The sequence below is a fragment of the Pelomonas cellulosilytica genome (genome assembly GCF_021353265.1).
GTDB lineage: Bacteria > Pseudomonadota > Gammaproteobacteria > Burkholderiales > Burkholderiaceae_C > Pelomonas > Pelomonas cellulosilytica.
The window spans coordinates 17,264-37,902 of sequence record NZ_JAJTWU010000015.1 but is presented as its reverse complement, the minus strand read 5'-3'; the positions used below and the strand labels follow the sequence as shown (position 1 = coordinate 37,902).

The following is a 20,639-nucleotide window of genomic DNA, read 5'->3' as shown; positions in this document are numbered from 1 at the left end:
AAAGAGGTCCCCCCATGGATGCTGTCTCCACGACAGGCAGAGCCGCTGCATGGCCGTCTCGCGCCGAAACCTTACCCGCCGATGACGATGGCGAAAGGTATCTCGCCAATGGCGCCTGGGAAATCGATCGGGCTGAGATGCTCGATCGCTCGGAGCGCCGGGCGTGGCGCGTCGCCATCGCCGGCGTGACACTCGCCGTGCTGGGCGTTGGCGCCGTGTTCGTCCAAGGGCCGCTGCGCAGCACCGTCGAGATTCCCATCATCGTCGACAAGGCCACCGGTGAGACGACCGTGCAGCAGCGGCTCAGCGCGGACACCATTCCGACGAACGACGCCCTGGACAAGCACTACGTCGCCGTCTTCCTGCGAGCCCGTGAAGGCTACAACTGGTCCTTCCTGCAGCGCGACTTCGACCAGGTCTCGCGCATGTCGGTGCCGGCCGTGTTCGAGGTCTACAACCGCCAGTTCGAAGGCCCGGACGCCCTGCACAAGAAGCTGGCGGACTCCACGGACTGGAACATCAACGTCGGCAGTGTGCGCCTCGATGTCGCCAGACGCACGGGCAACCATGGCCAGGCGACGGTCACCTACGAAAAGGTGGTCCACCAGGCCGAACGGAACGTGCCGGACGTCAGGACCCGCCACGTCGCAAGCATCGTCTACGAGTACCAGCCCAAGGTGCTCGCCAAGGAGCGGGACCGACTTGAGAACCCCCTCGGGTTCGTCGTGACCGCCTACCGCTCCGACCCCGAGATCAATACGGCGCCTGCGGAGGTCAAGCCATGAAGCGCCTCGCGCCAACAAGGCTCGCCTTGCTGCTCTTGCTGGCTGCGGCGACGGCCAGTGCCGGTCCTGCCGGTCCTGCCGGTCCCGCCGGCCATGCCGGCGACCCGCGGCTCCGCGAGGTCGGCTACGACCCTCGCGGGGTCGTGACCGTCCCCGTGAAACGAGGCGTGGTCACCCTGGTCGTGCTTGGCGCCGATGAGGCGATCTCGGAAGTCGCAGCCGGCCTTGGCTCGGACTGTACGAAGACCGAGGCGGCCTGGTGCGTGGCCGCCCAGTCCGGTGGCAGGACGCTTTTCGTGAAGCCCAAAAGCTCGGCAAGTGCCGCCAACAACCTGGCGGTGGTGACCGACCGGCGTGTCCACAACCTGCGCTTCGTGCTCCTCGCTGACGGTGACGCGACCCAACCTGTCTACCGGCTGGTCATCACCCCGCCAATGGCGCCGGCTGCTGCACGCATCGTCCATCAGCCTGCACCGGTGCTGCCCCTGCTGCCACCAACGCCGCTCCCGCCATCGGCCGACCAGGTCGTCGCAGAACGCCTGCAGGCCAAGCCCGCGGTGATGAACACGCGCTACTCGATGGCCGAAGGGCGTGGATCCGACGACATCGTCCCAGACCTCGTGTTCGACGACGGCCGCTTCACCTACCTGCGCTTCCCCGGCAACCGGGAGGTGCCCGCGGTGTTCCACGTGCTGGGCGACGGCACCGAAGCGCTGGCGAATGCCCGCATGGAAGACAACCTGCTGGTCGTTGATCGCGTCAGCCGCCGCATCATGTTGCGCGCAGGAAGCGCCGTGGTCGGGCTCTGGAACGACGCATTCGATGTCGACGGTATCCCGCCCACCATGGGGACGACCGTGCCCGGCGTGCAGCGCCTCCTCAAGGCAGACCCAGCCGCGCCAACCCGTGTCTCAGACGGAGCAACGCCATGAACGCCGATCGCCCCACACCAGCCCCAAACCCCGAACCGGAAGGCCAGGGCCAACAAGGGGACGGCATCGCCCCGCTTGAGGGGGAGCTTGGCCTTCCCGACGTCGCGGCGCCGCGGAGTACGGCGATCTCCAAGAAGGGCCTGCTGGCCGTCGTGCTGCTGATCGGCAGCCTCGTCGCCGTGTCGGCCGTGGGCATCCAACGGTTCTCGGCCAGCGCCAGGCAGGCCAAGGCGGACGACGGAAAAAAGGTCGGCGACAGGCCGGCGTCAGCCACGGCGGAGCCTCGCAGGCTGGAACTGGCGTCGCTCCCCGCCTCTGCTGCGCCACCTTCCACCGCGATCAAGGTCCCGGCGATTGCGGCCGAGGACGGCGAGGTCGCGGAGCCCATCGGCGTCCGGCGGACCGGGGGTGGCACTCAGCCGAGCGCCGGCACCAGGCCGCCCTCACCTGAAGACGCCCCGGTGCTGCTCGTGAGCTCACGACCTGGCTCTGCGACGCCCGGCGCCCAGGCGAGCCGAAATGCGGCCGTCAGCGCCACGGAACCGTCCGACACAGAGGGTGAACCACACGATCCGCTCGCAGCGACCTCGAAGAACCTGCAGAGCTACCAGCGCCAGCTGCAGGGGCTGCTGGACAACCTGACCAGGACCACGGAGGCGACGACGGGCGGGATGCCGGCAGGCACAACCGCTCTGCTGTCGAGCCAGGCTTCGCCCCTTGGGCCGGCCGGTGCGACAAACGGGCTCCTGGGAGGCGCGCTGCCGGGATCGTCGACACCGAAGGTGGCCGCACGGATGCTCGGCAACCGCAGCCTGACGCTGCCCAAGGGCACTGCGTTCACCTGCGCGCTCAAGACTCGCGTGATTTCCGCGGCGTCGGGCCTGGTGGCCTGCCAGGTTCTGCGCAACGTGTACGGCGACGATGGCCGCGTGCTGCTGATCGAGCGCGGCTCCCACTTCGACGGTGAATACCGAATCACGTCGGTCCGGCCCGGCACTGTACGCATCCCGGTGCTCTGGACCCGCATCCGCACACCGCTGGGTGTGGTCGTGGACATCGACTCGCCGGCGACCGGCCAGCTCGGTGAGTCCGGCATCGACGGCTACGTCGACAACCGCTGGGGCGAACGCATCGGAGCTGCCATGCTGCTGTCGCTGATCGACGACTCGGTGAAGCTCGTCATCCAGAGCCAGTCGAACGACCGGCAGGGCGACACCATCGTGCTGCCGTCCACGACTTCCAACACCAGCAAGCTGGCCGAGAAGGTGCTGGACAGCACGATCAACATCCCGCCTCTGGTCTACCAGAACCAGGGCGGCGTCGTCGGCATCTACGTCGCCCGCGATGTCGATTTCTCGTCCGTCTACGAGCTCGTGCCGACGGCCGGGTCGCTCAGCGCCAGGTGATGCGGTGGACACCGACAGGCCCGATCCTTCCTGCGACGACCAAGGCTGGCGCGGCGATGCCACGTCGGTCGTGGAGTTCCTGAGGCCGCTCCGGGAGCTGCTGGACGCGCCGGGCGTCATGGAGGTCTGTGTCAACGCGCCCGGCCAACTTTTCATCGAGGCGGTCGACGGATGGCACACCGTCCCTTCACCGGCCCTCACGATGGAGCGCTGCCTGTCTCTGGCCAATGCCATGGCGACCTACTGTGACCAGCAGATCAACCAGGAGCGGCCGCTGCTGTCGGCGACGCTGCCGACGGGCGAGCGCATCCAGTTCGCCATCCCGCCAGCCGTGTCGCGCGACACCGTCTCCATCACGATCCGCAAGCCCACGCAGCTGATCAAGCGGCTGGACGACTTCGAGCGCGAGGGCATGTTCGACCATCTCACCGACCGGGTCGGAGCGGACCGCCATGGCCAGCTGCTCGAACTCGAACTGATGCAGCTCAAGACGGCGCGACGCTACACGGACTTCCTTCGCCTCGCCGTGCGCCGGCACCAGACCATCGTCGTCAGCGGTCGAACGGGGTCCGGCAAGACCACGTTCATGAAAGGCCTCATTGAAGAGGTCCCGAAGCACGAACGCCTGATCACGATCGAGGACACGGCCGAGCTGACGCTGCCCAGCCACGTCAACGTCGTCCATCTGTTCTACAGCAAGGATGGCCAGGGAACCGCGCGGGTGACGGCGAAGTCGCTGCTGGAAGCCTGCCTGCGCATGAAGCCGGACCGCATCTTCCTCGCGGAAGTCCGCGGCGACGAGTGCTTTCACTTCGTGCGCCTGGCCGCCTCCGGACACCCCGGAAGCATCACGAGCGTCCACGCCGGCAGTTGCGCACTGGCCTTCGAGCAGATGGCGCTGATGATCCGCGAGACGGGCGCCGGCGGCGGCCTGACGATGGACGAGATCCAGCGCCTGTTGCACCTGGTGGTCGACGTGGTTGTCCAGTTCGACCGGGACGACCACGGCCGCTTCATCTCCGAGATCCACTACGAGCCGCGCGCGCTACGCATGGGTCGCGCGGACGACCGCCAGGGGTCACTGCTATGAGCGCTGCAGCCGCCCTGCCTTCGGCGCCCTGGTCGACCAAGCGCAAGGCCGCCGCCATCCTCTTCGGCGCGGCCGGCTACGCAGGGCTCGCCTGTGCAGCCGTCTACCTGTCCGGCGTCCTGTTCCTGCTGCTGAACAAGTCCAATCCCGCCCAGGCTGGGTTCTCAAGCATCACAGGCTACTGGCGGCTCCACGCCAGCGATACCAAGCAGCGGAAGAAGCTGCAGCTGTCGATCGCGGTCTCGGCCGGTGGGCTCCTGGTCGCATTGCCGTTGACCTTGCTGGCCGCGACCCAGCAGCGGCGTCCGCTGCACGGTGCCGCACGGTTCGCGACGCCGGCCGAGGTGGCGCGCGCGGGCCTGAGCGCTGGCGGCGGGCCCGGCATCTTGGTCGGAAAACACCACGGGCGGTTCCTGTCCCTCCGAGGCCAGCTGTCCGTGCTGCTGGCAGCGCCCACGCGCGGCGGCAAAGGCGTGGGCGTCGTGGTTCCCAACCTCCTCAACTGGCCGGACTCGGCGGTCACGCTGGATGTCAAGGGAGAGAACTACGAGATCACAGCGGGTTACCGCGCCGCACAGGGCCAGGAGGTCTATGCCTTTGCGCCCTTCAACGAAGAAGGACGCAGTCACCGATGGAACCCGCTGAGCGCGGTCAGAACCAGCGAACTGCACCGCGTCGGCGACCTGCTGACGATCGGTCAAGTCTTCTTCCCGAACGATGGCAGTGGCACGTCGTCGGAGGCCTTCTTCAATGATCAGGCCCGCAACCTCTTCCTCGGCCTGGGCCTGCTGTTGCTGGAGTCGCCCGAGCTCCCGCGCACGGTCGGCGAGATGCTGCGCCAATCCTCCGGCAAAGGCCGGCCCCTGAACGCCCACCTGGCCGAGCTCATGGCGTCACGCAACGAAGCGGGCCGTCCCTTCTCCCAGGAATGCACGGACGCGTTGCGGCGGCTGCTGTCGAACTCGGACAACACGCTGTCCAGCATCGTCGCGACGTTCAACGCCCCGCTGACGGTGTTTGCCGATGCCATCGTCGACGCAGCGACCAGCGCGGATGACTTCTCTCTGGCTGATGTCCGGCGGCGCCGAATGTCCATCTACGTTCGCATCCCGCCCAACCGCCTGGCCACCGCCAAGCCACTGCTGAATCTCTTCTTCTCCCAGCTGGTGAGCCTGAACACCCGGCACCTGCCGGAGCAGGACCCGACACTGCGCTACCAGTGCCTGCTCGTCAACGACGAGTTCACCGCCATGGGCCGGGTCAGCGTGATCACGAACGCGGCCGCCTTTCTGGCCGGCTACAACCTGCGTCTGCTGACCGTCGTGCAAGCGATGTCCCAGCTCGACGCGGTCTATGGCGAGAAGGAAGCCAGGACCTTCGCGACGAACCACGGCCTGCAGATCCTGTTCGCGCCGCGAGAGCAGCGCGATGCCGACGAGTACAGCGCGATGCTGGGGACGTTCACGGAACAGGCCACCTCGCGCGGACGCAGTCGCTCGTTCAGCAACCACGGTCACACGACGGTCAGCCGCAACGACAGCGACCAACGCCGCGCGCTGTTGTTGCCTCAGGAGTTCAAAGAATTGGGCATCGAGCGCGAGGTGATCGTCATGGAGAACTGCAAACCCATCCTGGCAGACAAGATCCGCTACCACCGGGAAAGGGCGTTCAAGGACCGGCTCATGCCGGCGCCGGCTGTGCCTGCGATGAACCTGGACCTCCACCTGGCGCGAGTGCAGCAACGCTGGCGCGTAGCCGCCGACGAGCTGGCCGACGGAGAGGGACTGCACATCAAGCAGCTCGCCCACGACTTCTCGGAGCTTCCAGACGCGCTCGACGAGTCGGTTGACAAGCTCGCGGAGAACCTCCTGAGGTTCTTCGCCGCAGAGCCGCCTTCAGGTGCGGTCGACGATGGTGCGGTGGAACCGTTACCCGACGACGACGGCGTGCTGCTCCCCGAGCAGCACGCCGCAGACCCAGGCCGACCGGAATTCGAGCTCACCCGTTCCTGATGGAGACCCGCCATGCAAACGCGCATCCCCCTCACGCCCTTCATGCTGCCCTTGGCGTTGCTGGTGTCCTGCAGCTCGCCACCCAAGCCGCCAGCCGTGGATGAGTCGCGCAAGCGGCCCGCGAACACCGCCATGGCGGTGGATCTGCAGGTCTGCAGGAATGAGCTGCAGAACACGCGGCTGCTGGCCACCGAAAACACTCGGCGCGCGCAGGCATCGGCAGCGACGCTCGCCAGCATCACGGCGCATCAGCAAGCGCTCGCGGATCTGCACCGACGTGACCGGCCGCCACCGCAGGCCAACAGCATCTACACCGTCCAATTCGAGTACGGAAGCTCTCGCTTCGACCTGGCGCCCGACCGGGCCACCTCGTTGATCGACGAAGCCAAGGCGGCACCTCTGGTCCTTTTGCGCGGGCGGACGGACGGCGACAACGACACTCCCGCGGAGGCCCGCATCGCACGGCAGCGGGCCGCGGCTGTCAGAGAGTTTCTGGTGACTGCGGGCGTCGATCCTTCCCGGATCCGCTCCACCTACCAGCCCGCCGGAGACCACGTCGCCGACAACGCCAGCGCTGCAGGGCGCGCACTCAACCGTCGCGTGGAGATCGAGATCTACCGCGCCATGCCTGCTGCGAAGGAGCTGGCACGCCGGGGCGACTCCGCGGCAGGCGGGGACCACCATGGCTAAGGGCAACACGCCGTCTGCCACCGGCAGCTCAACCCCGGGTGGTGTCGTCGAGCCCGCCAATCGCGCGGCGGTTGCGAACCAGAAGGTTCAGCCGCCGGCAGAGGTCGCGGCGGAACGCTATGAACTGCGAGACCCGTCCGCGCAAGTGGTCTACCGCCCGAAGTCCCTCGAGGCGACCATCGCGAAGGCCGATGAGCTGGGCAGCAGCGGGTTCACCATCATCGCGCCCGACGGCAGTCGAACAGCCATCAAGAAAGTCGGCGACGAATGGCGACGGGGCACCACTCTCGCTGCGCGACACGAGCGACCATCGGATCCCGGGCCGGCCAGAGGCGAGACCCACGGAGCGCCAGGGAGTTTGGCCGCGCAGACCGACAAGGACGCCAAGCAGCAGGGCCAGGCCGATGCGCAGGCACTGGCCAAGATCGACCTGCGGGCCGAACGGCAGGCACTCGTTGCCAAGCTCGAGGAATCGCTGAAGGAGCGTTACATCATCAAGCGCGCACCAGTCTCCGCCGGTCCGGTGATCGTCGGACACAGGGAATACCGTTTCAGGGGGGACAGCTCGCGGATCGCCTTCACGGAGTCCATGTTCAAACTGGCGACCGACATCAACAGCCCCTTCGTCGCCCGCTCGATGGTCGATGTCGCACAGACGCGCAATTGGGGCGGACTCCGGGTGTCAGGCAGTGAGGACTTCCGACGCCTGGTCTGGCTCGAGGCCTCCGTCCGGGGTCTCAAGGCCGTTGGCTACGAGCCAAATCCGGTCGACCTGGACGTATTGCGGCGCGAACAACAGGCGCGGCTCACCAATCGAATCGAGCCCACGCGCAACGATGCTGACGACAGCGGCTCCCAGCCGACAGCAAAGGGGTCAGCGCGCGGCAGTGGCGGCCGCAAAGCCGTGATGGCGGCCATGGAGGCGGTGCTGATCGACAAAGGCGTGTCGCAAGCCAAGCGGAACGCCGTACTGGCCGTGGCCGAGCAGAAGCTGGCGGAGCTCGCACGTCGCGGGCAGACGACTGCGGTGAAGGTATATGACAAGGCGGCTCAACCTCAGCGACCGACGCAGCCGCAGACGCCGGAGCCCGGTCGGGTGAGGGACCGTCAAGTCCCCGCGCTTTTGAGGTGACATGGTGTCCGATCTCGAGCTCGATGAAGATCAAGCCGCTGTCTACGAGATCGCAGGCGAGCAGTACGTTCGGCGTTCGCCTCGGTTCGCCGAAGCCATCGCGCGCGCGCACGCATCCCAGCAACGCCCGAGGTGCATCTGCGTGCCTGGCGGCCTTGAGACCTACGTCGCCAGACTGAACGATGGTTTCGTCGTCAAGCGAATGCCGGACACCGGCCACCAGCACGCGCCGAGTTGTCCGCACTTCGAGCCGGCATCTGACGGCTCCGGCCTCCAATCTCTTCTCGGCACGGCGATCCGTGAAGATCCGACCACGGGGCTGACCACGCTGAAGTTGGACTTCTCACTGGCCACGAGCAACGGTCGGGAACCTCAGCGAACTTCGACGGCGATCGACGCGAGCGAGACGGCCTCACGGCAGCGTGGTCTTTCGCTCCGCGGCTTGCTGCATCACCTCTGGGACCGAGCGGATCTGACTCGGTGGCACCCAGGCTTCGACCGGAAGCGAAGCTGGGCGACCGTTCGGCTCCGGCTCCAGCAGGCGGCCCAGCAGAGCATCGTGGGGGGACAGCCGCTGTCCGGCAGGTTGTACGTGCCGGAGCCGTTCTCAGCCGACGACCTGGACGGGATCCGTCTGCGCAGGTCCGCGTGCTGGTCACGCCCCCCCGCGCTTCAGCGGGAACATCAGGCACTGAAGCTCGTCATCGCCGAAGTGAAGGCCATCGAACCGGCCCGGCACGGCTTCCATGCACTGGTCAAGCACGTGCCCGACATTGGTTTCGCCCTGGACGCCCGTTTGTACGGCCGCATGGAGAGGCGATTCGCCGAGGAACTCGGCCTCTGGGGCGCGTCCGAACGTGTTCGCATGATGATGATCGCCAGCTTCGCCGTCACAAGCGTAGGCGTCCCCACCATCTCAAGACTTTCGCTGATGCCGGTGACGCAGCAGTGGCTTCCCGTCGAGACCGTCGTCGAGCAGCAACTCGTGGAGAGGCTGGTCCTCGAAGGGCGTGCGTTCAAGAAGATCCTGCGCTACGACCTCAGCCGAAGCACAAGGCTTCCGAGTCTTACGCTGACTGATCAAGGGGAGCGAGCGCAACCTGTCTACTGCTGAGCCGAAAGGCCCCGATCGCTACGCCGCCTGGTCCTCAGGCCGGCCATAGGCTGCAAATTGTGCGCACGCTCACCCGTGCGGGACGTCAGGTGTACATGCGGATCGGCCTGATGCTCATGCAACACGATGACGTAGCGGTGACCGGCGTGACGGACTCGCAGGCGCGCAACTTGCTAGTCACCAGTGGAGGTGCAGTTGGGCCACCTTGAAAGGACCGCATGAGCCGTAGCAAGACCGATAAGCCGTCAGCCCTCGTCGCGACGCGACCGGACCCGTTTCGTGCCGCGTTTCAGCAGACGGTAGAGCTCCTCATCCAGCGCCGCGCTGATCTGCTCTCGGAGACGGCGATCAACGCGTACGTCGACTGCGATTGGCTCACCTGGCGAGGCGGTAGCCTAAAGCTGACCACAACCGGCGAGAACATCTGCGCTCAGTTACGCAACAAAGCACGCCTGCACGCACGAGCGTGAGCGACAAGCTACCCCGGTGCGCCCTGCGGGCGGCGGCGCCGGGCGCTACCTGGCCATCAAACCGCAGCCAATAGCCGATGCTTACGCGCTGCATGTGCTGAGGCTGGCTGCTAGCAAGGTCACGGGCAGAGATCTCTCGGTTGGATGACTATGTCGCGCCGGGCTGGCCGGCCTTGTTCGCGTTCGGGAACAGAGACCGCCATCCAGACTGTGAGGTGCAGCAGCGCGTCAATGCGCTCCTGGCGGTGACTCGCCAACACCTTCGCATTCGCGCTCTCCGGCCACGATGGCACGGATGGTGGCCTGGCCGGTCTGGACCATCACATCGGTGATGACTTCGGCGCGTTGGATGTTCATCTGCACCAGTGACTCTTGCATGCGCTGCACCCAGCTCGCCTGCTTGGTCAGCAGCACCTCGAGCTGCCTGGCCACCGCGCGGATTGCGCAGACTTCGGCCACCGGCCGGAATGCCGCACGCAGCAACCCGTAGCCCATGAGCGCGGCCGGACGGATCGCTTGAAAGTCACTTCTGAGTCCCGCGAGTGCTTCATCTGCCGGGCCTGCGGCGGGCCGTGTCGCCTTTGCTCCCGCGTTGCCGATCACAACGCTGTAGCAGATCAATCGGAGTTCCCAAGATGACACGCTTTGCAGGCCCACTTCCGTCGAGAACGCGGCGTCGCGGCCTCCTCCTGCTGGGGGGGAACGATCGCCCTGGCGGCTTGCGGCGGCTCGGGCGCCCCCGGGCCGGCTGCGCCACAGCAGCCTGACGTCTACCGAAACACACTGCGCCATATCGAACTGCCGTTTCCACGCACGCAGCACGCGGCCGTCTCGCTGCCCGACGGGCGCGTGCTCATCGTTGGCGGGCTTGACGAAAGCCGTCTGGTGACGCGCCAGATGATCGTTTTCGATCCGCAGACCGAGCAGTTCTCCAAGGCGGGCCTGCTGGGCACAGCGGGCCCCCTAGGCGGCGCCGTGGCCACGCTGCCGGACGGGGATGCGGTCCTGATCGGCGGGTTCCCATCGTCGGCAGCGACGGCGGCTGTGCGCATCGACGCCCGGACCCTGGCGGTGGCCGCGACCCCGGGTCAACCACACTCGCACCGCATCGGAGCAACGGCCACGCGCCTGGCGGATGGCACGGTGTTGCTGGCCGGCGGCCTGCTGGCGGTGACGGAGGATGGCAATGCGATTGGCGTTGGCACGTCGCCCGATGGCACGGTCGAACTCTTCGACGCAGGGACCGGCAGCTTCACGCTGCTGCCCGGCGGCCTCAACGTGCCGCGCTCGCGACACGCGGCCATCGCCACGGCCGACGGCGGCGCCTTGATCGTCGGCGGCATTGCGGAAAACGGCCAGCCGGCACCTGTCGAGCTGTACGACCCGGCGCGCAGGCGCTTCACGGTCGTCCCGACACCTGACGTCGGCGCCCGTGCCAACGCGACCGTCACCGCCGCCATGGACAACGGCATCTGGATCGCGGGCGGCGACGACGGAAGCAACGTGCCCGCGGCACTGGGCAGTGTGCTGCGCTGCGACGCAGCCACCAAGGCCGTGACCCGGCCACTGGACCTAGCGCAGCCGCGCACCCGTTTCGCCGGCGCCCTGTTGACGGATGGGCGCTGGCTGCTGAGCGGCGGCATGCAGGGTCAGGCACTGGACACAACCGAAATCCTGGACCTGCGCAGCGCCATGCGCGCCGCGGGCCCTCGGCTCCTCGTGGCACGCCATTCGCACACGGCTACCGTACTGCGCAGCGGCAAGGTGCTGATCCTGGGCGGCACCGGCACGGACGGGCAGGCGATCCCGTCAGCGGAGATCTTCGAGTGACGGGCGCCCCACAGTCACCCGGTGGCCGCTGGCACTGTGACGATAGCAAGCCATCCCGTCCGGCCGTGATCGATGGCCGACAGTCCCTTCGCTCCACATGGGAGCCGGTCAAGCCTTGACTTCAACCACCGCTTCAAAGCCGCCAAAGATCATTCGCTTTCCGTCAAACGGCACCGGTGGGTTCTCGGGGTTGGACGGATCCATGCGAGGGTCTTCCCTCATTTTTTGCATTCCGGCGTCGCGTGTGGCCTTGTCCGGCCATTCAACCCATGAGAAGGCGACGGTCTCCTCGACGGTCGCCTGAACAGCGCGACGGAAGTCGGTGACCTTGCCATCGGGAACATCGTCGCCCCACCCTTCGATCACGCGGATCGCGCCCAGCTCGATGAACAGGGCATCGAAATGCCGTGCATGGGCGACGAACTTCTCCTTGTTTGCAGTAGGGACTGCAATCACGAATCCATCGATGTAAGACATCAATCACTCCTTGAGTCACGTTGAGGACGCGGCCCGCCCGATGAGCTGCCGCACTTGTCGACGGTCGGCGCCTCCCCAAATCGACAAGCTCACGAAACCAATCCGTTGGGAATGTTCTGTGCAACCTCTCAACATCTGGGCTTTCGAGCTGGCAAAGCCATTGCGGACGGTGCGAAGCTCCGACCCTTTCTAAGGAAGCGCCGTAGGTCCCCTGAGCACCTTCGGGGCGCCAGTTTGCAAAGGTGCTGAACCTCGGCAATCGGGGTGCCCGCACTCGGCCGGTTGTAAGGCTGTCATGTTGCCGAGGCCAACGTTCTCGATCAGACCAAGCTGCCGTAGTTCGGCAAGCGTCATCAGCCGGCGCTCGCACACTGAGCCTGCTGCGCAGGCTCCTCACTTCCTGCACATCTCGCCCTGAGTTGCGAAGGTGTCGCGCATCGGCTGGGCAAGCTCTGCTGCAGTCGTCGCCGGTAGCCAGTGGCCCCCGTCATCCCGACAAGCGCCGGCCCTGGTCACCAGCACCAGCTCTTCTCGACAAGGGTGCAGAACTCGACCGCCGAGTTGTCGATCTCGATGTGAGCCAAGAATATACATTTGTACGAACACTCTTCTGCCAAGACTCCCGTGCAGCCTTCGCCGCGAAAGCCTCATCACACTCAGCCCAATGTCGTCGCATCCATCCGTGACGATTTGGGTGATTGGCGCATCTGGATGAGTCGCCTCATTGTGTTGACCTTTGCGGCGCTGGCGGGGCTGTCCGTGGTGAGCTTCACCTGGCTGTGCGAGCATGCGCTGTCGGCCTTCGGAATTGGATTGGCCCATGCGTGGTGGCTGCCTTTCCTCTGGACGCCGGCCTGTCTGGCCACGCTGGTGTGGGTGACGAGGCGTTACGCGGCTGGAGCGACGGGCTCCGGCATTCCCCAGGTCATGGCAGCCCTTGATCCAAGTGTGGGTGACCGTGAGCGGGGCATGTTCGTGTCCTTGCGACTGAGCATCGCGAAGGCCGTGCTGACCGCCGGCGGCCTGCTGGGAGGGCTTGCCATGGGCCGCGAAGGCCCCTCAGTGCAGATCGCTGCGGGCGTCATGCACCACGCGCGCCGGTACATGCCGCAGGGGGCACCGGTCTCGACCCACGGGTTGCTGGTCGCCGGCGGCGCCGCCGGCATCGCAGCGGCATTCAACGCGCCGCTGGCAGGCATCATGTTCGCCATCGAGGAGCTAAGCCGACGCTTCGAGCAGCGCAACAGCGGCCTCATCATCGCGGGCATCGTCCTCGCGGGCCTCATGGCGGTGTCGGCGTTCGGCAACTCAACCTACTTCGGCGTCATCCGCGTGCCGGCGCTCGCGCCCGGCTTCCTGTTCCCTGCTTTGCTCGTGACGCTCGCCAGCGGTGCGCTCGGCGGGTTGTTCTCGCGACTGCTGCATGCTTCGCTGACCGACACCAGCAGCCGGACGGGCCGCTGGCGTCAGGCTCGCCCGGTAGCATTTGCCGGCGCATGTGGCTTGGGTATCGCCGTGATCGGCTGGGCCAGCGGGGGCAGTACCTTCGGCAGCGGCTACGAGTACACGAAGCAATTGCTGGACGGCCACACGGACCTGCCGCTGCTGTACGTAACGCTGCGCTTCGTCGCGACCTGGCTGGCCGTGTGGTCTGGTGTACCCGGTGGCGTCTTCGCCCCTTCGCTCGCCATTGGCGCGGGCCTGGGCGTTGATGTGGCCGTCTTCGCCGGGTTCGAGGGGAGTTCCTCGGCACTCATCGCGCTGGGAATGGCCGGCTTCCTCGCCGCAGTGACCCAGGCGCCGCTCACCGCGTTCGTCATCGTCATGGAGATGGTGGACGGTCACGCCATGGTGCTGACGCTGATGGCCGCGGCATTGGGTGCGAGCCTGGTGTCCCGCTGGATCAGCCGGCCGCTGTACACCTCCTTGATGCACGCCCAGCTTGCCCGGCTGACCGGGAGCCCTGCCAATGATGCAGAGCCGCCGAAGTCGTTGGACTCAACGTCGCCTCCCGCCCGCCATTGACCCAATGCCATGAGCGACGGCGCCATTTCCCGATCCTGACTGCGATCCCGTCCCAACCCTACCTTCGGTCCCGCATTCAATCAGCCCTCGCGGACAGCGACTGATGGCCCCGTCGCGGCCCACCGCGACGATTGACGCCCACGACTCGGCCAGTCTCGAGCGCTCGCAGTCGATCAACGCGGTGCGGTGCAAGGAGGACGCCCTGCCAGGTCGGGGCGTACGTGAAGTCACTCGCCCAGAACTGGTCCGGCCGCTCGGAACAACGAACGCTGAGATTCGGCGAGCTATTTCACCCAATTTCATTCAGCACCTTGTCCAGGGCATGCAAGGCCGCATCCAGCAACGGCGCGAGTTCGGCGTCCCGAGCGCCGCGGACGATAGCCGCTTCGAGCGCAGCTGCAGCATCCCGGAGCTCGGACGCACCCAACGTCGCGGCTTCACTTTTCAAGTCGTGAGCAAGGCGCAGCCGTGCCTTGGTGTCGCCGTCAGACATCGCCTCGCGGAAACGCTCCGCGAAACCTCGCTCGCGGTCCCGGAACATGGTCTTCAGCCGCGCGTACAGGGCAGCATCGCCCGACAGTGCGGTCAGCGCCGCTCGGTGGTCCAAATGAGCCACCTCGGCGCCACGTCCAAGCCAGCGGGCCAACGTGCCGTACAAGGCTTCCACTCGCACGGGCTTGGCGACGTGATCGTTCATGCCGGCGTCGATCGCACGCGCGCGGTCGCCCGCCATCGCGTTGGCTGTCATCGCAATCACCGGCAGCGCCAGATGCTCTGGGCGCTGCCGCAGGCGGCGCGTGGCCTCGTAGCCATCGAGCACCGGCATCTCGCAGTCCATCAGCACCGCGTCGAATCGTTCACACGCCACGCGGTCCAGCGCCTGCTGGCCGTTCTCGGCCAGTTCGACCTGCACGCCAGCGCGCTGCAGCAGTTCCCGCGCCAGTTCCTGATTCACCGGGTTGTCTTCGACCAGCAGCACCTTCGCACCACGCAAGGCCTCGGTATGTGCCAGCAACGCCTCACGCCGCAAGTCGTCACGTCGCGGGTGTTCGACCGGCGCACCGGTGGCCGCGGCGCAAGCCTCGAGGAAGCTCGAAGGCGTCACCGGCTTCACCAGCAGCGCGTCGGCGTGCAGCTGCCGCGCGGCCAGCTGCTGCTCCAGCTCGTGACGGCCAAAGCCGGTGACCATCAACACGGCCGGTGCCGAGCTGCGCAGCCGCGCGCGTCGCAGCTGTGCCAGCAGCTCGACGCCATCAACGCCGGGCATGCGCCAGTCCAGTACCAGCAGGCCGTAGGGACGGCCCACCTTGTCGGCCCGCTGGACCATCTGCAGCGCCTGCAGCCCCTCGGAGGCCGTGTCAGGCACGAAACCGAACCCTGCTGCGAAGCGGCTAAGCAAGTCACGCGTGCCTGCGTGATCGTCCACCACCAACACGCGCGCGCCAAGCAGCACCGGCGGCACCTGCAACTCCCGCGGCCCGGCCTGCACGCCGAACCAGGCGGTGAAGCTGAAGCGGCTGCCGACACCCGGTGTGCTCTCCAGCCCGATCTCGCCGCCCATCAGCCGCACGAGATGACGGCAGATCGCCAACCCCAGCCCGCTGCCACCGTAGCGGCGGCTGGTGGACGAATCACCTTGCGCGAACGGCTGAAACAGCCGCCGTGCGGCCTCGGGGTCGATGCCGATGCCGGAGTCCGCCACCTCGAACTCGAGCAGCATTCGATCGCCGTCGCGCTCCCGCTCGGCCACGCGCAGGCGCACTTCGCCACGCTCGGTGAACTTGACCGCGTTGTTCCCGAGATTCAGAAGCACCTGGCCCAGGCGGGACGGGTCCCCCACCAGCTGGGCCGGTAGCGTGGCGGGCAGCTCAAACAGCAGCTCCAGACCCTTTTCTGCCGCACGCATGCCGATGAGCCCGGCAACACGATCCGTGACGTCGCCCAGGCAGAAAGGGATGTCTTCCAGCTCCAGCCGGCCGGCCTCGATGCGGGAGATATCGAGGATGTCGTTGATGACCACCAGCAGCGATTCCGCCGCGCGATGCACATGCTCGACGTAGCTGCGCTGCTGTGAGTCCAGCTCCGTCTGCAGCGCCAGCCAGGACATTCCGAGCACGGCATTCATCGGCGTGCGGATCTCATGGCTCATCGTTGCCAGGAACTCGCTCTTCGCACGCGTGGCGGCCTCTGCCATCTGCTGCGCCTGCTGCAGCTCGGCCGTGCGCTGCTGTACACGCAGTTCCAGTGTTTCTGCCAGCGCATTCACCTCCTCGCGCTTACGCCGAAGCCGTAGCGTAAAGATCAGCGTGGCAGCCAGCATCAGCACCGTGGCGCCCACCAGCGTCCACAGCCAGCGCTGATGCAGCGCCTGCTGCGCCAGCTGGGCCTGCTGCTGCTCGCTGCGCCGTGTGAGCTCGGCGAGATCGCGCGCACGGCCTTCGTCACGATAACGCTGCAGCAGCTGCACGACGCGAACGCTGGAACGTTCGCGTGCGGCTTTCGCGGTCATGTCGACGGCCTCGATGGACAGCTCGTAGGCACGGCGGTGATGGCCCGCTGCCGCCTCGATCTCAGCCATGCGACGCGCGCTGTTGCTGAGGTAGAGGGGGAAGTTGATCGCCCGGGCCAGCGCGTACGCCTGCTCGGCCTCGCGGCGCGCCGCGTCCGGCCTGGCCAGCGCCTCGTAGACGCGGCTGCGCGCCGTGCGTGCGAACCACTCGCCGATGCGGTTAGGGTGTTCACCGTAGCCGCGCAGCACCTCGTCGAGCAACTCCAGCGCCCTCACCTGCTGCCCCTGTTCGCGCGCCAGGTCCGCCAGGCCGAAGACGGCGAAGTTGTACGCGAACGGTGAACCGAACTGGCGCAGCATCTCGCGTGCCTGCTCTGCCTTTTCCAGAGACGCAGCGTAGTTCTTGCGATGGCGCTCCATGCCGGAAATCCCAAGGAGTGCGGTCGCTTCGAGCAGTCTGGAACGGGCGCGACGCGACTGTTCGTACATCTGCTGGTAGTGCTGCATGGCCTCGTCCACGCGTCCGGTCATGTCGAAGGCGATCGCCATGCCCTGGTGGGCGAATGCCAAGGCCCTCGGGTGGCGCTCGCGCTGCGCGAATTCCATGGCCTGGACGGCGACCGCAATCTGGTCCTCAAGCTGGCCGAAGCGGCCGTACATCGTGCCCACACGCAGCAGCGCTTCGCTGAGCAGCTCGGGCGGGCCCTGGCCCTGCATCAGCGAGACGGCGCGCGTCGATGCGTCCACCAGGCGATCGATGCGTCCCTGATTCACCGCGTTGATCGCGGCCATCAGCGCCGACTCTGCCTCGCCGACCACGTCGCCGCCCGCACGGGCCGTCTCGGTGGCGCGTGCAATGGTGGCATCCGCGGCCTCGGTCAGGCCCAGGTTGATCTCGGCGCGCGCCTGCAACGTGAGGGCCCGTACGTGATCCGGGGGCGTCGCGTCCGGCGGCAGTTCGCCCGCCAGTCTGCGCACGCGCTGAAAAGCGCCGGGCGCATCGTTGTCGATCAGCTCGCGCACCGCGTCGGCCTCGCGCCGCCAATCGGGCAGCGGCAGCGCCTGGACCGCGAGTTGCAGGCCGACGAGCAGGCTACCGAGCGCAAGGCGAAAACGGATCCTCACAGCGACACGCTCAAGGCCAGCGTCCACTGCCGGTCATTGACCCAGGCGCTCTGCGGTAGGGTGGCACTGCCGTAGTCGGACAGCCGTAGCGTACGCAGCAGGTTCGCCCCCTCCAGTGACAGCGTCAGTCCACCCGGGCTTTGCCACGCCAGGGTGCCGTCGGCCCAGCCGTAGGCGCGCGAGTAGACGGGCAGCGCGCCAATGCCGACCCCACTGGTGCTGCCGGACAGGAAGCGGCTGCGCCAGTTCCAGGCGAGCCTCCCGCTCCAGGGGCCACGTTCGTAAGAGCCGATGAGGTTCACGCTGTGGCGCGAGAGGTTCTGCAGCGGCACCTCGTATCCGAGCCGACGGTCGGGCGTGTGGCTGGCCACCAGCGTGTAGTTGGCGCGCAGGCCAGCACCAGGCAACCACTCGTCGGCAAACCACTGTCCGGCCAACTCGGCGCCGCGCACGCGCGCCGGATCGCTGTTGTACGGCCGTGTCACCTGATACACCCCGCCATCGTGCGACTCCGGCTGGCTGGCACTGGCAATGAACCCGTCGACGTGGCGCCAGAACGCCGTCACCGACCACGCGGTGGGCAGACCCGGCGCTGATTCGACGGCCAGGTCGACGTTGCTCGAACGCACCGCCCGCAGTGCAGGGTTGCCCGCAGCGCCGGTGTTGAGCGCCGCGTTCACGCTGTTGGGCAGCAGCGTGAGCGACGGCGAGAGCTGGTCGAAGCCCGGCCGAGTGATCGTGCGCGACCACGCGGCCCGCCACTGCAAGCTCTGGCTGGCCCGCCAGCGCAGCACCAGGCTGGGCAGCGTGTCGGTCGTGTGGGCATCGTCCTGCCGCGGCACCACGCCACCGCTGGACGGCTGGGACTGCGCCCCCCGTGCCATCAGCGACGTGCGCACGACGCGCAGCCCCGCGTGTCCGTCGAAAGCACCATGGCGGCCGTCGGCCTGCAAGTACAGCGCGTCGCTGCGCTCGGCGATGCGCCAGGTGCCCAGCGCTGCCCCATCTGTCGGCAGCGGAGTGCTGACGCCGAACGCCTGGCGCAGACCGGCCGGGTCACGCGCATCGGCCAGCGTGGGCATGATCACCTGGTCGATGCTGACGCTGTGGCCGTCGAGGAAGTGACGGAGCGGATAGGGCTGCGTGCGGTCCGGCAGCTGCGCGGCGTTCTTGCCGACGAGACCTACATCGCCGAACACCAAGCCGCTGCCGTTGTTGGCGCGACGCCAGGCGCCGCGCCAACCGAAGGCGAGTTGCTCAAGTCCGCCGGCATCGACATGCAGCGTGCGATCGATGCGCAGCGCCGTCAGCTCGCCGACAAAGGGCCGCACCCGATATGCCAGCGATGTGAACGCGAGATGGGCCGGGTCCAGCAGTCCGGCGTCGAGCGTCGTACTAGGCACACGCGACGCCAGGTCGTGCGTGAAGCGGGCCGCGCGGCCAGCCAGTACCGGACCGGAAAAGAACAGCTCGTCGCGGGCGCGCGAGTGACTGGCATCGGCCGACCAGCGACCGCGATCGTCATCGAAATAACCCGTGATCGCCAGCTGCCGAGTACGGCCCAGCGTATCGCGCGCAAAACCAAGCATCGTCACCGGCGCATCGGTCCACGTGACGCGGCGCAGCTCCCGGCTGCCGTCGAACAGCGCCACGCTGCCGGGCTCGAAGCCGGTGCCTGCACCGGCGTTGACCTGCAGTGTGTCCTGCCGCGTGCGCAGGCCGGCGACGTGAAGCTCGGCCAGCAACTCGGCGTGCGGCCCAGGCTGCCACTGCAGCAAGGCGCTGGCACCCTGGCGCGTTCTCCAGCCTTGGCTCGCGCTCTCGGTGCTGCCGGCCGGTGCCACGACGGCGATGCCGGGCACCAGATCGCTTCGCAGCGTCGGGGCGCCGGTGCTCTTCTGGTCCTCACGGAAAGCGCGCCGCTGTTGCGCCGCATTGAACAACAGACCCACGACACCCTCACCAACAGCCTCGCGCCGGCTCCACAAGAGCGATCCCTGCAACGTGCCACGCGCTGCGAGTTCCGCATAAGGGACCCGCAACGAGAGCAGCGTCATCGGCCCGGGGAAGTCCAACGGACGGCGCGTGCGCAGGTCCACGGTGCCGCCAATGCCGCCTTCCAGGCGCGACGCAGCTGAGGTCTTCCAGACATCGATACCCGCCAGCATCTCAGACGGAATAAGGGAGGGATCCAGCGTGCGAGCGCCGCCGGCGCTGAAGATCTCCCGCCCGTTGAGCAGCGATTCCACCTGGACCAGCCCACGCACCGCGAAGCTCGACACCTCGCCACGGTCACGTTGCACTTGCACGCCGGTCAAGCGCTGCAGCGCATCACCCACGCTAGCGTCTGGCAACTTGTTAATGTCGCCGGCGGCGACCGCATCAACGATGTCGACGTCCATGCGACGCCGCCTGTCCGCCGACTCGAGACTTGCGCGGCTGCCTTGGACCAGTACCGAGGGCAGCGCACTGACCGACTGCGCGCGCGCAGTGCTGGAGAACGTTATCGATCCGATGACGGCCACCGCCGCCGATCGGGCAAAACCCCAAGCCGCCCACACGTCCGGGTGGGCACCGCGGCGCAGAGCTCCAGGGTGCGTTGGCATGGTGCTTTCAGCCTCCTGCGGGGGACTGTAGCGTTCAAAAGCCGTTCGGGACATGGTTTCAACCCGTGGTCATGGCTGTCCAAACACGACTGAGCTGGGCCGAATCTCAGGGGGGCCGGATGCGGCCTTTGCCGTGTACCGCTTCGAGACCGTCCCCGGCTGCATCGTGCTCCGAACGCACCACCGCTGGCTGGTCCGCGCGTCTTCGGTACCGACGGCTCCCCGGTCGTCGGCTTCGACCCTGCCGTTCCCGACTTCTTCGGGTGTGCTGGCCTCGACGGCCCACGGCATTCAGACGGCGCTTGCTCTCGGTCACACGGCCGCCTGGGCAGCACGCGTCCAGACGACGTCGACGCGCTCGACGTACGCGCCGAGCAACTGGTGCCCGCACGCTTTGCGGGCCGCTGAAGCCGGCGCGACTTTCCCACCTCCCTCG

14 protein-coding genes and 1 pseudogene are annotated in these 20,639 nt (G+C 67.3%); 11 read left to right on the top strand and 4 right to left on the bottom strand.

Annotation, left to right across the window (positions count from 1 at the left end; translation table 11 throughout):
* The first annotated feature begins 14 nt into the window (after positions 1 to 14).
* The 9 genes from LXT13_RS26785 (at position 15) to LXT13_RS26745 (ending at position 9,631) form a co-directional block, all read left to right on the top strand.
* Positions 15 to 785: a VirB8 family type IV secretion system protein gene (locus LXT13_RS26785; protein ID WP_255719763.1), complete on the top strand. Its 771-nt coding sequence runs from the start codon at positions 15 to 17 to the stop codon at positions 783 to 785.
* Entirely contained in the window at positions 782 to 1,717 is a 936-nt protein-coding gene (locus tag LXT13_RS26780; RefSeq protein ID WP_233375394.1) for a TrbG/VirB9 family P-type conjugative transfer protein, read from the top strand. Before LXT13_RS26785 ends, LXT13_RS26780 begins: the two co-directional genes overlap by 4 nt.
* The gene (gene virB10, locus LXT13_RS26775) at positions 1,714 to 3,123 is read left to right on the top strand and encodes a type IV secretion system protein VirB10 (protein WP_233375393.1); all 1,410 of its coding nucleotides are present in this window, start codon (positions 1,714 to 1,716) and stop codon (positions 3,121 to 3,123) included. The genes LXT13_RS26780 and virB10 overlap by 4 nt, the downstream gene beginning before the upstream one ends.
* 4 nt (positions 3,124 to 3,127) lie before the next feature.
* Complete coding sequence (gene virB11, locus LXT13_RS26770) at positions 3,128 to 4,213, top strand: P-type DNA transfer ATPase VirB11 (RefSeq protein ID WP_233375392.1); 1,086 nt, start codon at positions 3,128 to 3,130, stop codon at positions 4,211 to 4,213.
* Positions 4,210 to 6,225: a type IV secretory system conjugative DNA transfer family protein gene (locus LXT13_RS26765; protein ID WP_233375390.1), complete on the top strand. Its 2,016-nt coding sequence runs from the start codon at positions 4,210 to 4,212 to the stop codon at positions 6,223 to 6,225. Before virB11 ends, LXT13_RS26765 begins: the two co-directional genes overlap by 4 nt.
* Positions 6,226 to 6,237: 12 nt before the next feature.
* Entirely contained in the window at positions 6,238 to 6,915 is a 678-nt protein-coding gene (locus LXT13_RS26760; RefSeq protein ID WP_233375389.1) for an OmpA family protein, read from the top strand.
* The gene (locus tag LXT13_RS26755) at positions 6,908 to 8,047 is read left to right on the top strand and encodes an LPD7 domain-containing protein (protein WP_233375388.1); all 1,140 of its coding nucleotides are present in this window, start codon (positions 6,908 to 6,910) and stop codon (positions 8,045 to 8,047) included. The genes LXT13_RS26760 and LXT13_RS26755 overlap by 8 nt, the downstream gene beginning before the upstream one ends.
* A gap of 4 nt (positions 8,048 to 8,051) precedes the next feature.
* Positions 8,052 to 9,161 carry a DUF1173 family protein gene (locus LXT13_RS26750; RefSeq protein ID WP_233375387.1) on the top strand — a complete coding sequence of 370 codons (1,110 nt, stop codon included), beginning with the start codon at positions 8,052 to 8,054 and terminating at the stop codon, positions 9,159 to 9,161.
* A gap of 218 nt (positions 9,162 to 9,379) precedes the next feature.
* A complete protein-coding gene (locus tag LXT13_RS26745; RefSeq protein ID WP_233375386.1) occupies positions 9,380 to 9,631 on the top strand; it encodes a hypothetical protein in 252 nt (83 codons plus the stop codon).
* A gap of 224 nt (positions 9,632 to 9,855) precedes the next feature.
* On the opposite strand, the pseudogene LXT13_RS26740 reads toward LXT13_RS26745, so the two are convergent.
* Positions 9,856 to 10,191: pseudogene (locus LXT13_RS26740) on the bottom strand (IS110 family transposase); the annotation flags it as partial.
* Positions 10,192 to 10,276: 85 nt separating this feature from the next.
* On the opposite strand from LXT13_RS26740, the gene LXT13_RS26735 reads away from it, so the two are divergent.
* Positions 10,277 to 11,461: a Kelch repeat-containing protein gene (locus LXT13_RS26735; protein ID WP_233375385.1), complete on the top strand. Its 1,185-nt coding sequence runs from the start codon at positions 10,277 to 10,279 to the stop codon at positions 11,459 to 11,461.
* A gap of 108 nt (positions 11,462 to 11,569) precedes the next feature.
* On the opposite strand, the gene LXT13_RS26730 is transcribed toward LXT13_RS26735, so the two are convergent.
* Positions 11,570 to 11,938 carry a DUF1428 domain-containing protein gene (locus LXT13_RS26730; protein ID WP_233375384.1) on the bottom strand — a complete coding sequence of 123 codons (369 nt, stop codon included), beginning with the start codon at positions 11,936 to 11,938 and terminating at the stop codon, positions 11,570 to 11,572.
* A 711-nt stretch (positions 11,939 to 12,649) separates the two neighbouring features.
* On the opposite strand from LXT13_RS26730, the gene LXT13_RS26725 reads away from it, so the two are divergent.
* Positions 12,650 to 13,963 carry a chloride channel protein gene (locus tag LXT13_RS26725; RefSeq protein ID WP_349254873.1) on the top strand — a complete coding sequence of 438 codons (1,314 nt, stop codon included), beginning with the start codon at positions 12,650 to 12,652 and terminating at the stop codon, positions 13,961 to 13,963.
* A gap of 289 nt (positions 13,964 to 14,252) precedes the next feature.
* On the opposite strand, the gene LXT13_RS28885 is transcribed toward LXT13_RS26725, so the two are convergent.
* Together LXT13_RS28885 and LXT13_RS26715 are read right to left on the bottom strand one after the other, a co-directional pair.
* A complete protein-coding gene (locus LXT13_RS28885) occupies positions 14,253 to 17,597 on the bottom strand; it encodes a response regulator (protein WP_233375383.1) in 3,345 nt (1,114 codons plus the stop codon).
* Complete coding sequence (locus LXT13_RS26715; RefSeq protein WP_255719759.1) at positions 17,594 to 20,203, bottom strand: TonB-dependent receptor; 2,610 nt, start codon at positions 20,201 to 20,203, stop codon at positions 17,594 to 17,596. The genes LXT13_RS28885 and LXT13_RS26715 overlap by 4 nt, the downstream gene beginning before the upstream one ends.
* Positions 20,204 to 20,639: the final 436 nt, after the last annotated feature.